Source organism: Kamptonema formosum PCC 6407 (assembly GCF_000332155.1).
Taxonomy (GTDB): domain Bacteria; phylum Cyanobacteriota; class Cyanobacteriia; order Cyanobacteriales; family Microcoleaceae; genus Kamptonema; species Kamptonema formosum.
Map to the genome: position 1 here is coordinate 2,236,721 of NZ_KB235904.1, position 14,182 is coordinate 2,250,902.

General features: G+C 44.6%; 14 protein-coding genes. 8 read left to right on the forward strand and 6 right to left on the reverse strand.

Going from position 1 to position 14,182, the window contains the following annotated elements:
- Window positions 1-34: 34 nt before the first annotated feature.
- Window positions 35-400 carry a sulfurtransferase gene (locus OSCIL6407_RS31290; protein ID WP_234709961.1) on the reverse strand — a complete coding sequence of 122 codons (366 nt, stop codon included), beginning with the start codon at window positions 398-400 and terminating at the stop codon, window positions 35-37.
- Between the two features lie 7 nt (window positions 401-407).
- Window positions 408-827 carry a DUF6220 domain-containing protein gene (locus tag OSCIL6407_RS0126775; protein ID WP_007357940.1) on the reverse strand — a complete coding sequence of 140 codons (420 nt, stop codon included), beginning with the start codon at window positions 825-827 and terminating at the stop codon, window positions 408-410.
- Window positions 828-939: 112 nt separating this feature from the next.
- Between OSCIL6407_RS0126775 and OSCIL6407_RS0126780 the strand changes: the two genes are divergently transcribed.
- A complete protein-coding gene (locus OSCIL6407_RS0126780; protein ID WP_007357939.1) occupies window positions 940-1,641 on the forward strand; it encodes a LuxR C-terminal-related transcriptional regulator in 702 nt (233 codons plus the stop codon).
- 247 nt (window positions 1,642-1,888) lie between these two features.
- Window positions 1,889-2,995 carry a DNA polymerase beta superfamily protein gene (locus OSCIL6407_RS0126785; protein WP_007357938.1) on the forward strand — a complete coding sequence of 369 codons (1,107 nt, stop codon included), beginning with the start codon at window positions 1,889-1,891 and terminating at the stop codon, window positions 2,993-2,995.
- Between the two features lie 76 nt (window positions 2,996-3,071).
- Here the strand turns inward: OSCIL6407_RS0126785 and OSCIL6407_RS0126790 are convergent, their stop codons facing one another.
- A complete protein-coding gene (locus OSCIL6407_RS0126790; protein WP_007357937.1) occupies window positions 3,072-3,788 on the reverse strand; it encodes a DUF2786 domain-containing protein in 717 nt (238 codons plus the stop codon).
- Window positions 3,789-4,131: 343 nt separating this feature from the next.
- Complete coding sequence (locus OSCIL6407_RS0126795; protein ID WP_007357935.1) at window positions 4,132-5,223, reverse strand: RuBisCO accumulation factor 1; 1,092 nt, start codon at window positions 5,221-5,223, stop codon at window positions 4,132-4,134.
- A 297-nt stretch (window positions 5,224-5,520) separates the two neighbouring features.
- On the opposite strand from OSCIL6407_RS0126795, the gene OSCIL6407_RS0126800 reads away from it, so the two are divergent.
- Window positions 5,521-6,465, forward strand: coding sequence for a response regulator (locus OSCIL6407_RS0126800; protein WP_007357934.1), 945 nt, complete (start codon window positions 5,521-5,523; stop codon window positions 6,463-6,465).
- Window positions 6,466-6,712: 247 nt separating this feature from the next.
- Here OSCIL6407_RS0126800 and OSCIL6407_RS0126805 read toward each other — a convergent pair whose 3' ends face one another.
- Both OSCIL6407_RS0126805 and OSCIL6407_RS0126810 read right to left on the reverse strand, forming a co-directional pair.
- Window positions 6,713-7,036 (reverse strand): hypothetical protein, encoded by a 324-nt coding sequence (locus OSCIL6407_RS0126805; RefSeq protein ID WP_007357933.1) that lies wholly within the window; start codon window positions 7,034-7,036, stop codon window positions 6,713-6,715.
- Between the two features lie 131 nt (window positions 7,037-7,167).
- Window positions 7,168-8,739 (reverse strand): M23 family metallopeptidase, encoded by a 1,572-nt coding sequence (locus tag OSCIL6407_RS0126810; protein ID WP_007357932.1) that lies wholly within the window; start codon window positions 8,737-8,739, stop codon window positions 7,168-7,170.
- Window positions 8,740-9,066: 327 nt separating this feature from the next.
- On the opposite strand from OSCIL6407_RS0126810, the gene OSCIL6407_RS37960 reads away from it, so the two are divergent.
- From OSCIL6407_RS37960 to OSCIL6407_RS0126830, 5 genes are all read left to right on the forward strand, one after another.
- On the forward strand, window positions 9,067-9,189 hold the full coding sequence (locus tag OSCIL6407_RS37960; protein ID WP_267879563.1) for a hypothetical protein: 123 nt from the start codon (window positions 9,067-9,069) through the stop codon (window positions 9,187-9,189).
- A 256-nt stretch (window positions 9,190-9,445) separates the two neighbouring features.
- Complete coding sequence (gene crtO, locus OSCIL6407_RS0126815) at window positions 9,446-11,146, forward strand: beta-carotene ketolase CrtO (RefSeq protein WP_007357931.1); 1,701 nt, start codon at window positions 9,446-9,448, stop codon at window positions 11,144-11,146.
- A 291-nt stretch (window positions 11,147-11,437) separates the two neighbouring features.
- Window positions 11,438-12,538 (forward strand): saccharopine dehydrogenase family protein, encoded by a 1,101-nt coding sequence (locus tag OSCIL6407_RS0126820; protein ID WP_007357930.1) that lies wholly within the window; start codon window positions 11,438-11,440, stop codon window positions 12,536-12,538.
- Window positions 12,539-12,944: 406 nt separating this feature from the next.
- The gene (locus tag OSCIL6407_RS0126825) at window positions 12,945-13,313 is read left to right on the forward strand and encodes a hypothetical protein (protein ID WP_007357929.1); all 369 of its coding nucleotides are present in this window, start codon (window positions 12,945-12,947) and stop codon (window positions 13,311-13,313) included.
- A 287-nt stretch (window positions 13,314-13,600) separates the two neighbouring features.
- Window positions 13,601-14,122: a hypothetical protein gene (locus OSCIL6407_RS0126830; protein ID WP_007357928.1), complete on the forward strand. Its 522-nt coding sequence runs from the start codon at window positions 13,601-13,603 to the stop codon at window positions 14,120-14,122.
- The last annotated feature ends 60 nt before the right edge of the window (window positions 14,123-14,182 follow it).

Genomic DNA, 14,182 nt, shown 5'->3' on the forward strand with positions numbered 1-14,182 from the left:
GAACGAAAAGGAACAAGACTTATAAAGTAGCTTTTTAGTCATTTGTATTAGGAAGACGACTCCACTCATTCCAAGATCCGTCGTAATTCCGAACCTTCGGATAGCCTAATAAATACTTCAAAACAAACCATGTATACCCCGAACGCCCGCCGATCGCACAATAGGGAAACACTTCTTTCTCAGACTCGATTCCCTTGCTGCTGTAAAGAGCCTGCAACTCGTTAAACGATTTGAAAGTTCCATCCCGATTTAGAGTGAGGATATGTTCGATATGCACCGCACTTGGAATATGTCCAGCACGTTCGGTTTCTTTGGGTGGTTGATTGAAGAACCATTCGCCACTGTACTCTTGAGAGGTACGAACATCTAACAAAACGCGATCCGATCGAGTTATATTCAAAGTGTGCTTATTCTTCGTCAACGCTGGGTTTTATGATTTGCCACACGCGATGAACTAAACTCGTAGAAGCAGAAAACAATGCGAATCCAATTAGGGGGTGAAGTATTCCTAAAGGCAGGGTAAATTTCAGGTGAATTGTGAGAAATTGCAACCCTAGTAACACTGGCAGACTTACCGCGAGGCTGCGAACTTTAGGAGGAAATGGAATCCAGTATGCCCCTACCAACAGAATTAGTGACAGCCCACTGTACCCTCGTACCAGCCAAACATGGATATTCCACCACTCAGAGTTATAAAAATATGCCAGTCCAACCGTCAGCACTTGAGCAATCAAGCAGATGTTGAATAATACTGCGAAGATGTAAAAAAATATTTGATTCTGGCGTTGAGATGCTTGTAGGCTATCAGAGCTAGAGTTTATAATCATGCCAAAAGTATCCTTTAAAGTGAATTAGTAGAGAATTTGTCTCGACTAAAGTTAAGATAGAATGTGCGATATAACTGTGCCTAGACCTCGATCGGGTACACTTTGCTCTTTTATGGCTGACTTGCAATCTTTATTTCAAATTCTCACTCAAGCGAAAGACGAACAGGAATTACGATCGCGCATTTGTGCAGAAGTGAGCGAGTATTTTACTGCTAAACGTTCGGGATTATTTTTCTTCGACGCGCCAAAGAGGAGAATTCGCGATCGCAATCTTCAAAACCTGATGGAATTGGCGTTATCGACCGAGCACAATCCCGTTTTGCGCTACTTGGTGGAGCGACACACCCCCGTTCACGAAGCTTTGGTGGTATCCCCTAAAGCATGGCAATTGATTTGCCCACGCGCCGATCACTGGCACGTTATGACGGGCCCAATCGTGAACCAAGGACAATTAGTGGGTGCGGTTGGCTTTACTCGCGATCGCAGTATGGGTTCATTCGATACGCAAAATTTGATGGATTTGAGTGCGCTTTGTCTCCACCTTTCAACTTGGGTGGCAAGGGTGCGATCGCCACACCAACTCTTGCACACAAATCGCCTAACATCTCGTGAACTACAAATTGCTGAACTGGTTGCCCAAGGGTTAACGAATGCAGAAATTGGCGAACGACTTTGGATTACCGAAAATTCCGTGAAGCAAGCTTTAAAGCGGATGTTTCGTAAGCTTGAAGTTTCGTCTCGTGCTCAAATGGTTGCTCAACTTTCTACAAATCAAAAATTTTTTCCCCCAGACATTAAAGCTGCTAATTTGTAATTTTTAAGCTCATGTTTGTAGTTGAGAGCGTAGTTAAATATCTATCTATGACAGGACGAATTCTGTTCTCTCTAAAAAATCTGGCTCTTCCGTACTTACGGTGCTAGCAATATTAGGAAATTGTCAAATAACTCGCCACGCGATCGCACCATCATATACTACAATCGTAGTATAGCAGAACACCTGCGTCTGTTTATAAGCGAACTTAACAGATAAACCTACTTAGCGCGATCGCACAGAGCAACCAATGGATAGAATTACCGTAGAATCCAGATTAATATTACTAGCTTTAGTAGGAAGTCAAGCCTATGGGACTTCTACACCACAGTCTGATTTTGACTACAAAGGCGTATTTATCGCTCCCAAAGAATACTACCTGGGATTTAAAACTTTCGAGCAGAAAGATACAGGCTGGGATGTAGAACCAGGAACGGGTTTGTATCCCATGCTCGATACCGTCAAAGACTGTACAATCTACGAACTCAGAAAGTTTTTATCCTTAGTTGGTAACAACAATCCTAACATTTTAGAAACCATTTGGATGGATAGAGAATTTTACGCCTATCTGTCTCCGGCGGGTGAAAAGTTAATTTCTTATCGCTCCGCTTTCTTGTCTCAAAAAGTTAGAACATCTTTTGCTGGCTACGCTTACGCTCAAATCAAACGGGTGGAAAATCATCGAAAATGGTTGCTAAATCCTCCGCCGAGAAAACCTGTCCCTCAAGATTTTGGACTAGATGACGAGAATTATAAGCCATTAAATAAGACAGAAATTAACGCTTTTCTGGAATTTCTGTATATGCTAGTTCGCGACTGCATCGAATTTCTAGAACCGTCAGAAGAATTGAGAAATTTGCTGCTTGAAAAAATTGACTATAAAGGTATCCTCAAACAGCGACCAATTCCAGAGGAATTACTGCCACAAGTTCAACAATATACGAGAGCTACAAATGATTTTATTAGGTTACTGCACATCTCTCAAGCTTATCGTCAGGCTCTCGGTGAATGGGAAGCTTATAAAAAGTGGAATGTGGAAAGAAATGTAGATAGAAAAGCTTTAGAGAGTAAATGTGGTTATGATTCAAAACATACCTCTCATTGCATTCGTTTGTTGCGGATGGGGATAGAAATCCTGAGAGATGGCGAACTGAATGTTAATCGCAAAAAAGTAGGAGATAGCGGATATTTGCTTTCTATCAGAAATGGAGATGTTACTTATGAAGAAGTGAAAGAAATCGCTAGCTCACTTTTTGAAGAAATCAAAACCATCAAATCTTCTCTACCAGAAAATGTGGATAAAGAATTTCTTAACGAAGTTTGCGTTGAGTTGGTAGAAATGGCTGGTTTTAAGTAGAAGGAAGAAGGAAGAAGGAAGAAGGAAGGGGTAACTTACTAATTCTTTATGATTGTTTTTCCTTCTTTCTGGATTTTTATCCTTCATTTAATTGCTTAAAAGAACCTTCAGACTTAACTTGTTTGTGCAAACTAATTTGGTCGCCGACTTGATAGCCTGAATAAAAGCCAGATTCGCTGCTAATTTGAGAACCAGAACGAACTTTAACTTTTACACCCTGTTGTTCTAAATAGTTGGTAATATCTTGCTGATTTTTCTCAAACATCGATCTGACTACAATAGCTGGAGTCGCTGGTGCATCTCCTGAACCAGGAATTCCTGAATTTTCTATTTCTTCTTTTTGGATTAATAGTCTTTGGCTTAACCGCGTCGCACACCCCACTCGAAAAGCATTTAGATAAGCCAATCCCCGACCATTTCCTTTGCGATATTTAGCACGCCGTTCAATGGCTTGAGCTAAGTATTCATAAAGGTATTGACACGCTGCGATATTAGTAGGTGTTCCTACTAAAAACATATAGCCGGTATAACTATTTCGCATTGCTTCGCAGCTATTGGCTTCAGCAATCCCGGAGAGTAATGTCATTTTCCAAGTGACATAACGAGGCGTTGTTTCGACAGAGTTTTGAATGATTTTTTCTTGCTCTGAAGTACCTAAGTCAGCTAAGCTGAGATTGTATTGTGCTAATAGTAGAGAGGCTTTTTCTGCTGCGGCTGTCGCTTCGTTCTCGTTAGAAGAAGTTGCGAGAGACAATAGTTTTTTAATTTTATCAAGCGTATTTTTGTCGGTCATTTTGCTAATGGCTAATGGCTAATTGCTAATGGCTAATGGCTAATTGCTAATGGCTAATGGCTAATTGCTAATGGCTAATGGCTAATTGCTAATGGCTAATTCAGGACTTATACCAAATCCGGGTTAGTCATCCCCTTTATTACCAATAATCCGTCATTGCTTCGCTTCGCTCGCAATGACAATAAAGGGGGTAGTAAAGCCGGATTTGGTATTACACACCCAACCAAAGAAACCGGGGTTTTTGACGAAGATACTTCATTTATACCACAGACGATCTCAAAAACCCGGTTTCTGGAGCCATGAGCAGTTAACAGTTAACAGTTAACAGTTAACAATTAACAATTTATTCATCAATAGACCATCCATCCTTAACGGAATCTTCCTCAATAATTCTTTTCGGACGCATCACTAGAATAACTTTTGCTAAAAGCTTGATATCGGGAGATTCTTCAAACCACTGTAATTCTAAATTGCCGTTGCTATCTGTGAGAAAATAACTATCAGCATCCCACTGCCTTTGAGCGCGGTCGGCGATAATTAATACTTCTTCAGGTTGGCCTTGTAAGGGTGTGGGAAAGCGATCGCTATTTGCCAAAAGAGCGACGGGATCTTCTGCTTTCCTAATCACTTGCCAACCAGGGACGGTTATCCAAGCGCCAGTACCGGAAAATTTGATCAGTTGAAAGGGCCCTGTTTCCTCCGTTAGGGGAACTGCTTGCCAGTCTGTAGTGGCGATCGGCATTTGACCTGCAACAGGTACGATCCGAGGTAAATCTTCCTCTTCTTCGACGCGATACACTGGCAATCGGGGGGCGGTACGCTTCGGAACTACGGTAAAATCAGTGAGTAGTTGTTCGATTTGTTGACGCGCAGTGGGACTTGCTGCTAATTTTAAACCGCGTGCGATCAGGCGCGATCGCTCTTGCAGATCGCTCTTCTCCCTCGCCAATTTCCAACACTGGTAAGCAACTGCGTCTCCCGCAGCATGGGTAAATCCCGCTGGCTGCCGAATGCGCGAAAATTCCTTGACAGCTTTGGCGATTTCGTGCGCGTCGTCAGCATCCAGGTTGTGAGATAGTACCAAGGTAGCAGCAGCAACTCGTTCGTTTTGGGTGAGAATCCGAAACTCGTACAAAACATCGCTACCCTTGCGCCAAAAGTGCGATCGCACTTCCTCAGTGGCATCTGCATTTACTAAACTGGTATAAACTTGAGCGGCAACGCTGACCTGATTTTGCTGCACCGGCTCAAAACCCGTCTGTTCAAAAATCTGATTAGAACTGTAGCCCGCTTTGAGCAATGTCGCGCAAGCCTGTCCCCATTCTACCCAACTGCCCTCCTTGCGGCGGAGCGATCGCACTAAATTTTCCACATCCACAGCATTGCTAGAAGATTGAGGGCCCGAATTCGGTAAGTCTTGAGGTGTTTGAGTCATAATCGAATTACAAATTCAGCGATAAGTAGTTGTTATTGTGCAAACGTACAATCTGAGAAAGCCTCCCTTAATGACTGGGAAACAACAATTCAGAAGTTGCACTCCCTGCTTTAGTTGGCAGGCGATCGCGTCAACCAGACAATCAAGTTTATACCCAAATTCTGTTAGGGACGCTCAGAGGACAAAAGCTGAAAGCTGACTTCTCAGTTGCAGTAGAGCTTAGGTTTGATACCATGTCACTATTGTTGCAAAATAAATGCTCACCCAAATCCGCTGAGGCGAGTTGATTGTATTCTTATGGATAATGCCCTTCCAGAGCTAGATAGCATTAAACGCCAGCTCATGAGCCTAAATCGACCCAAAAAGCCTAAGATGCTGGTGGTAGACGATGAACCAGATAATCTCGATCTCCTCTACCGAACTTTCCGGCGAGATTTTAACGTACTAAAAGCTGAGAGCGGAATTCGCGCCTTGGAAGTCCTTGGCGATGAAGGTGAAGTAGCCGTCATCATCTCCGATCAACGTATGCCGGAGATGAAGGGAACGGAGTTTTTGAGCAAAACTGTACCTCAGTTCCCAAACACAGTACGGATTATCCTCACTGGTTTTACGGATATTGAAGACCTGGTAGACGCAATTAACTCTGGACAGGTATATAAATATATTACTAAGCCCTGGGACCCGAACGAACTCAAAGTTGTAGTGCAGCGGGCCGCAGAGACTTATGAATTGCTGAAGCAACGGACGGAAGAACTGCGCCGGGCCCAAATCCAAACGCAATTACTGGCAACTGTCATGCAGACTGCTCAGGACTCTCCTAGTTTGGAAGCCAGTTTAGAGCCAATTGCTGCGGCCTTCAGCGATAATTTTTTAGCCGATGCCTGCATTTTACAACTCGTGGAGGGAAATACTTTAACAGGGGCAGTCGGCACTCACAGCGCAGGCGGAAAGGTGGACAATTGGCTGGCAAGTGACCCTTTGGTGAAGGAAGCGATCGCTACTCAGACGATTCAATGTTCGCTTAATGTCTCAGCGGATGCAACAATGACTGATATTGCCCACTACCAGGCATCAGGAATTCAAGCACATCTCGCTGTTCCCATCGCCTATCGCGGGGAAACGATCGCTTTAATGTCCCTCCAGTGGAAGCAACCCAGCACCCTTCGCCCTGACGAACTGATGACGCTTCACTTGGCAGCTCAACAAGTTGCTCTAGTTCTAACTACTTTGAAGTGTTCTTAAGCGAGGATATCTCAGGTAGATAATGTCTTGAATTGTAAGGGGTGGCGATCGCATAATTAGGGTTAAAAGGCTTTTGGGATTTCAAAATCCCGAAAGCTCATTAGATGAGTAAGAAAATATCTATGTATGTCATTGGGAGTGAAACGAAGCAATCGCAGGGGTGATGATAACTTTACATTTTGTTATGCAGCAAGGTTTATTTGCGTCTACCTACTTAAATCTACCACTTTCCCCACTTCTGCAAATTTTATTCACCAGAATTATCTTGCTGATTCCTTTGATTTAACAGGATATCGAGCATCCGCATTGTCTCCCTTCTCAAACCATCAATATTAGTTTGTTGTCGGTCTATTCTTTCCTCTATTTGAATCATCCTTTCTTGCTGTTGAGCGATCGTCACTTGCTGTTGAGCGATCAGTTGTAATATTTGCTGCCGTTCTTCTCTGGCCTCTGCTGCCGTATTTGCTAATGCTTGAATCACGCGAGCATTGCTATTGGCTATATTCGCTGTTTCCTCTACCTGATTAGCGAGTCTATCTAGTCTGTCATCATCCCAGCGTTCTGTTGCCATAGATTTTTTTGGCTCTGTTTTTCTATTATCTCATAAAACGCGATCGCCTTCAATAAATATCAATCTGTAGATACTGTATTGACTTGTCAAGACAGTATCTACAATCCTAATCGAATTGGCAGTTCTATCAATCAATTCTTAGGCTTAGAAATTGGCTTTTCTAACAACTCTACTGGGGGTTGGAGATTGACAATTTCAATGTCTAAACCTAAAGGTAGTGGTGGAAGTTTTGGCGTACTAATTTCTAAATCCCCTGTTCCACTTGCTAAGCGAGATGTGAGAATTTTAGGCATTGCCGGCACTTTTTCTGCTGTTTCCAAAGTTTTCACCATTTGAGCCAAAGCAAACTCTAATTGCTGGCCTGGATCGATCGCTACCCAACCTTGATTTGTCATCGCCCGTAGTTCAAAGTGTAAGTGAGGGCCTGTAGACATCCCCGTACTGCCAACTCGACCAATTACTTCTCCTTGCTGCACCCATTCACCCGGTTTAACAAATAGTTCGGAAAGGTGAGCGTAGAGAGTTTCTTGGGACTGTTTATTATGGTCGAGAACGACGGCCAGGCCGTAACCTCCTAACCAATCTGCGATCGCAACTTGACCCGCATAAGCCGCCAAAACTGGGGTTCCCATCGGCGCACCCAAGTCTGTACCCGTGTGAAACCTGCCTGAACCGAGGACTGGATGAGTCCTCCAGCCAAAAATCGAGGTAATTTCAGCGGGGATAGACAGGGGAAACATCATCCGCAGATTGCCATTTCCAGGCAATGCAGGCGGCCGAGGTGTCTGATTGTAATAAGCAAAACCAGAATCGCTCATACTGCTGACAGTAATCGGGCCGACTTGGATAGACCCAATGCTGGCAACTGTCGCCCCTCCGTTTGAGGAGTATCCCGACTCAGAGGCATATTCCGACCTGGGGGCATATCCAGCCCCAGAGGAACCTCCCTGGGCGTAAGATGTTCCTGCCTGTTGCTGGCCATTTTCCCAGGCTTTACGACCTGTAGGGGCGGCGATATTTTCAGCGTAGGGGTTCCCCGCGTTCGCATCTGCCGTCTGCTGCTGTGGCGCAGGGGGAGCGCACAAGGCTCCCGCAATTTCTTGTCCCGTTCCTACAACAGCGTCGCAACCAGTTGAGCGTTCGGAAAATTGAACTGCTGTCGGTGCTTCGTAGGTGTTAGTCGCACCCACACTGTAGTCAGTGGGATCGATGTAGGCATTATTGGGGCTGGCTGGGGCCTCAGCATTATATTCTGGAGTGCTCGGCGCTTCTACGGTTGGCGGAGCAATTTCTGGTTCTGGCAAATACGGCTCTGGGGCGGCCGCTGCGGGGGCTTCTGGAATGTACTCTGGTTCTGGGGCGTATTCGGGGGTTTCTGGAATGTACTCTGGTTCTGGGGCGTATTCGGGGGCGGCCGCAGAGGGTTCTGGTGCGTAAGTTTCTGGTTCAACTGCGGCTGGTTCCGGGAGGCTAGGAGGGGCTTCGGAGGCTTCTGGGGCAGCTATTTCTACTTGCGGAGCCTCGGTTTGGGCCCAAACCATACCTTTACTGAGCATTCCTAGACTAGCAATACAACCGATGCCTAAGAGTAGGGAACGTTGAGATAATAGCCGCAATCGAGCGCGATCGCTAATAGGGGTCATTTTTTCTTGTTTGGCTGTTGCCAGGGATTTTAGTTTTTTATCTGAGTAAACTGGTTTCACGATCTTTATCACAACTCAATATCGGGCTTGTGGCATGGGGGGGTGAGGGCTGCAAAGAAACCGATAACTCATCCTTTAAATCCGTTGGGAATTTTGTTGTTGTTCTATAGCCCAGAATGATTGTAACGGGCTTGAGGCAAATTTCGCCTTTGGACTCTGTTACAGCTTCAGTTTTTGTGTTTGGTAAGGGGATTTTTTGAGTAAAATCGCACTTGCAGTCCGTCTGTGGCGTTGACGGGGACGATCGCTCGTTTGTGTCCGTCTAATTTTAGCGGATGCCGGATGTTAGTCTGGAGTTTTAGGCGATCGCTTGTTTAAGGCTGAGTTATGTTCGCAGTTGCCCGAAGTAGGCGATCGCATTCCAGCCAGCAACTAATTGTAATGGCAATAATTTCCCTAGAGGCCAAAAGATGGGAAAAACCCGGTTTCTTTGATTCGGCGGGTGGCTAGAAACCGGGTTTTTACGATATACTTCTCCGAGGCTTATAGATGGGGAAAAACCCAGTTTCTTTAATTCGGCATTGCGGACAAATGGACGATCGCGCTCGATCTAAACTTTACTTGAAAATGTGCGATCGCTCTTTGGGAACGTCCTTCTCCTTCTCAGGTAATATTCACCAAAATCGATCTCTGTCGCGTGGTAGAGTTTATAAAGTTATTAAATTTTGTAAAATCAACTTAATTTCCTACCCTCAGAGCGTCAACTATGGAAACGTATGATGTCATTATCATCGGAGCAGGTCACAACGGGCTAACCTGTGCAGCTTACCTCCTCAAAGCAGGATATAGCGTCCTCCTACTCGAAAAACGCTCTGTCCCTGGAGGGGCCGCCACCACCGAGGCCGCAATTCCAGAACTGCCAGATTTTAAATTTAACCTCTGTGCAATCGACCATGAATTTATCCATTTAGGGCCTGTTATCGAAGAATTAGAACTGGGGAAATATGGATTAGAATATCTATTTTGCGATCCAGTTGTCTTTTGCCCAAACCCAGACGGAAAATACTTCTTAGCCCATAAATCAGTTGAAAGAACCTGTGCAGAAATAGCTCGCTATAGCCCTCGCGATGCTCAGAAATACGCCGAATATACCGACTTTTGGCAGCGGGCCCTCGGTGCAATGATTCCGATGTTCAATGCACCACCCAAATCCATCATTGATATCGCCGGGAACTACAACATTAAAAAACTTAAAGACTTGTTTTCAGTCATCGGTTCCCCAGACAAAACCTTTGATTTTATCCGTACCATGCTCAACAGCGCTGAGGACATTCTCAACGAGTGGTTTGATTCGGAATTCCTCAAAGCGCCCCTAGCAAGACTCGCCTCAGAACTCGGTGCACCTCCCTCTCAAAAAACCATTGCTGTCGGTGCAATTATGATGGCAATGCGGCACAATCCTGGTATGGCCAGACCGCGAGGAGGCACGGGTTCATTAGTAAAAGCATTGGTTAATTTAGTACACAGTTATGCAGGTAAAATCCTCACTGACCAGCACGTTGAAAAAATCTTGGTTGATGATGGCCGCGCTGTAGGAGTTCGAGTTGCCGGAGGCGTAGAATATCGAGCTACAAAAGGTGTTATTTCTAATATAGATGCTAAACGCTTGTTTTTGCACTTAATAGATGACAGGGATGTTGATAGTGCCGATCGCAACTTGCGGGAACGCCTAGAGCGCAAAATTGTTAACAACAATGAGACTATTCTTAAGATAGATTTAGCTCTCAGCGAAGCGCCCCGGTTTGAAAAGTACAACCATCAAGATGAATATATGATCGGTTCAGTATTAATTGCTGATTCCGTGAAGCACGTCGAAATTGCTCACAGCGAGCCTAGTATTGGCAGAATTCCTGACTCTGACCCCTCTATGTATGTGGTAGTGCCGACCATGCTAGACCCGTCGATGGCTCCCCCCGGTAAACATACTGTCTGGATTGAGTTTTTTGCTCCTTATCAGATCGAAAATGCTGAAGGCACTGGTTTGCACGGAACTGGTTGGACGGATGAATTAAAACACAAAGTAGCCGATCGCTGCATTGATAAATTAGCAGAATATGCGCCCAATATCAAGAATGCAATTATCGGTCGCCGCGTGGAAAGTCCGGCAGAATTGGGAGAACGTTTGGGGGCATTGAAGGGTAATTATTACCATGTAGATATGACTCTGGATCAAATGATCTTTTTCCGCCCTTTACCGGAGTTAGCGAATTACAAAACACCGATTGAAGGTTTGTATTTAACGGGTGCTGGTACGCATCCAGGCGGCTCGATTTCGGGGATGCCGGGACGCAATTGCGCTCGTATTTTTATGCACGCGCAGCAACCAATCGCGCAGACTTTGGCAGATGCAGCTAACTCCCTGAAATCTACGGCAAAGTCTGTATTTGGGGGAGCCTCCGATTTGTAAAAGACCTCACCCCTAGCCCCCGAACTACCTCTCCCTAACCCTCTCCTGAGAGGAGAGGGAAAAGGAATAAATTTGCTATAGTTCGGGGGAGTAATTAATACTATTAAACTCACAGAGATTTAATAGTAACAATCCTGCTCCCCTCTCCTTGCAGTCTAGAGGTTAGGGGAGATCCCTTTTTTGATTTTCATCTTTTAACCTCTACCATATTAAAATACTCAGTCTTTGTAGGGATGAAAAAGCTGACCAAAATTTGAGAAACTTAAGCTTGCCGTTACCCATTTTTGAGCAATGACAGACCGGGTTTTGATTATTGGAGGCCGGGGGCGAATTGGCACCAGCGTGGCTAAAGATTTAGTCGCCCATACTCAGGCGCAAATTACCCTGACTGGACGCGATACAGGGGGAATAGCTGCTAATACATCCACGCCGAAGCAGGCGGAGTATTTGCCATTAAATTTAGCGGATAAGCAAGCTTTACGAAAAGCTGTTGCTGCTTCCAACCTCGTCATCCACACGGCGGGGCCTTTTCACCACCGCGATGCTTCGGTACTCAAAACTTGTATTGATGAAGGCGTTAACTATCTCGATGTCAGCGACAGTCGCAGCTTCACTCGCAGGGCTTTAGAATGCCGCGATGCTGCTAAAAATGCTGGGATTACAGCTATTATTAATACGGGGATTTTTCCCGGAGTTTCTAATAGCATGGTACGCCGAGATGTAGAACAGTTGGATAAGGCAGAACGCATTCACTTGAGTTATGTTGTCGGAGGTTCGGGCGGGGCTGGGGTGACAGTAATGCGAACTACATTTTTAGGGTTGCAAACGCCTTTTGAGGTGTGGTTAGATGGCAAGTGGCAAACTGTTAAACCCTATAGCGATCGCGAAACAGTTGAATTTCCCCAACCCTACAGCAAAACAGGTGTTTACTGGTTTGATATGCCCGAATCTATTACTTTACCTGAATCTTTCCCAGTTAAAACTGTAATTACCAAATTTGGTACTAATCCTGATCTTTACAATTATCTTACCTGGTTTGTCGCTAACTATTGGCCGGATAGCTGGCTGAAGAATCATAAGGTCATCGAATTTTTGTCCTACGTTAGCTACGGTATGACCAGTTTTAGCAATCAGTTTAGCGGTATTGGGGTAGCAGTGCGTTCCGAAGTAACTGGCATTAAAAATGGTAAGGAAGCTAAAGTTTGCTCGACGGTAGTACATGAAAATGCCGCAGATGCTACTGGTATAGGTACGGGTACAATTGCCCAATTGATATTAGATGGCAAACTGACTTATCCAGGAGTTTGGCCTGTAGAACAGGCCCTTCCGACTGATTTGTTTGAACAATCTATGGAAAGTCGGGGTCTTAAAATTGAGCAAGAATTGCTGTGAGGTCATTTTATTTTCAATATCCTACATAGGAGTAATTGGTAATTGGTAATTGGGATACACAGATTTTACAGATTCCTCTGATTTCACAGACTAAATAATCATGACTCTAACTAATCCGTGTAATCCATGTAATCGGTAAAATCCGTGTTCATAATTAGGTAATGGCTAATGGCTAATTGGAAATACTCTTTTGTGCGGTTTTTCAAAGTCTTTAATCTACCTAAAGATAGAAGCAGTGAAGGTGGATTTACATATAGACTACTTATAGTCCTATAAATCTAGTGCTTCCCTCCGATGGGAGGATGGTATTAGCTCAAATAGGGCGCTCTTAACTTAGATTTCTGTGCTTGGGTACAGGGAAATGTTAACTAATACAAATGGTAAAAAACTAGGAGGAGGAATTTACATGAAGAGAATTTTATCAACACTGGGACAGGTATTCGGCAAAAGCATTTTGGCGGTTTGCTTGATGAGTTTAATCAGTTTAACAGGTATAATCATATTGCCGGGTCAGCCTGCTTATGCCATAGTAGACATAAGTAGTAACCAGACGAAAACAGGTTCTACAATCGAGGGTTTTTCTAAAGATAATAAGGCGGTTGTAAATCGAGATCAAGCTTACGAAGAAGCAGTGAAAGCAACCGAAAAACCTAAAGTAGGGATAGAGAAGGTTTACGAACAGGATTTACACGCTTACCAAGAAGAAAATCCTCCAGAAAACATACTAGAAAAAGCGGAAGAAGCAATTGATAAACTGACTGCTGAGCCGCGCTAGTAAGGATTGCTGCTTCTGGTAATTTCACGAGCTTACTAGAAAAAGCCGAAGAATTTAATGTTTGATAAACTGATAGAGAAGCAATAAATTAAATATCTTTCGGTCGCAGTATCGAGTTTAAATCGCTAGCTTAAACCAACCTTAAATTAGTAAAATTTAAGGTTGGTTTTTGATTTATATTCCTAAGAGCGTAGAGCTAATTCATCCTTGAGGAAGATGATGCGCTCGCCTTTCAAAAAGTAGATTAGAGACAAAGTAATTCTACTGAGAAAAAAGGAAAAAATATCATGGCAGATATCAAACAGAATACTAATGAATCTGATGCAAACTTAGATCCCATTTCTGGAGAGCCAGGAGCTCATCCAGTGGGGACGGGTATTGGTGCGGCGGGTGCAGGAGCGGCTGGTGCTGCGATCGGTGGCGCGATCGGCGGGCCTGTGGGAGCAGTAGTGGGTGCTACTGTGGGCGCAGTTGCTGGGGGTTTGGTCGGTAAGGGTGCGGCTGAATCGGTTAATCCAACGGAAGAAGAGGCTTACTGGGAACAGAATTACAACACCCGGCCTTATGCAGAGGTAGACACGGACTATGAATACTATAGACCGGCTTATCGCACGGGATATGAGGGATACAGCCGCTACAGGAGTACGGGCAAGAGCTTTGATGAGATGGAGGGGGATTTACAGAGAGATTACGAAAAAAATCGCGGTAAGTCAAATTTGGGCTGGGAAAAGGCGAAATACGCAGCCCGCGATGCGTGGAATAAGGTAGAGCGCAAAGTTCCAGGCGATATTGACAGAGACGGACGCTAAATGCGATCGCGCTGAGTTCCCCAATTCCCCTTAAAAACAGGGCGGTTTCATTCTCCCCCG

Coding starts and splice junctions, on each gene's coding strand:
- OSCIL6407_RS0126800 (WP_007357934.1), top strand. CDS start 5,521: ATGGATAATGCCCTTCCAGAGCTAGATAGCATTAAACGCCAGCTCATG.
- OSCIL6407_RS0126820 (WP_007357930.1), top strand. CDS start 11,438: ATGACAGACCGGGTTTTGATTATTGGAGGCCGGGGGCGAATTGGCACC.
- OSCIL6407_RS0126785 (WP_007357938.1), top strand. CDS start 1,889: ATGGATAGAATTACCGTAGAATCCAGATTAATATTACTAGCTTTAGTA.
- OSCIL6407_RS0126795 (WP_007357935.1), bottom strand. CDS start 5,223: ATGACTCAAACACCTCAAGACTTACCGAATTCGGGCCCTCAATCTTCT.
- OSCIL6407_RS0126805 (WP_007357933.1), bottom strand. CDS start 7,036: ATGGCAACAGAACGCTGGGATGATGACAGACTAGATAGACTCGCTAAT.
- OSCIL6407_RS0126775 (WP_007357940.1), bottom strand. CDS start 827: ATGATTATAAACTCTAGCTCTGATAGCCTACAAGCATCTCAACGCCAG.
- crtO (WP_007357931.1), top strand. CDS start 9,446: ATGGAAACGTATGATGTCATTATCATCGGAGCAGGTCACAACGGGCTA.
- OSCIL6407_RS0126790 (WP_007357937.1), bottom strand. CDS start 3,788: ATGACCGACAAAAATACGCTTGATAAAATTAAAAAACTATTGTCTCTC.
- OSCIL6407_RS0126825 (WP_007357929.1), top strand. CDS start 12,945: ATGAAGAGAATTTTATCAACACTGGGACAGGTATTCGGCAAAAGCATT.
- OSCIL6407_RS37960 (WP_267879563.1), top strand. CDS start 9,067: ATGTTCGCAGTTGCCCGAAGTAGGCGATCGCATTCCAGCCAGCAACTA.
- OSCIL6407_RS0126780 (WP_007357939.1), top strand. CDS start 940: ATGGCTGACTTGCAATCTTTATTTCAAATTCTCACTCAAGCGAAAGAC.
- OSCIL6407_RS0126830 (WP_007357928.1), top strand. CDS start 13,601: ATGGCAGATATCAAACAGAATACTAATGAATCTGATGCAAACTTAGAT.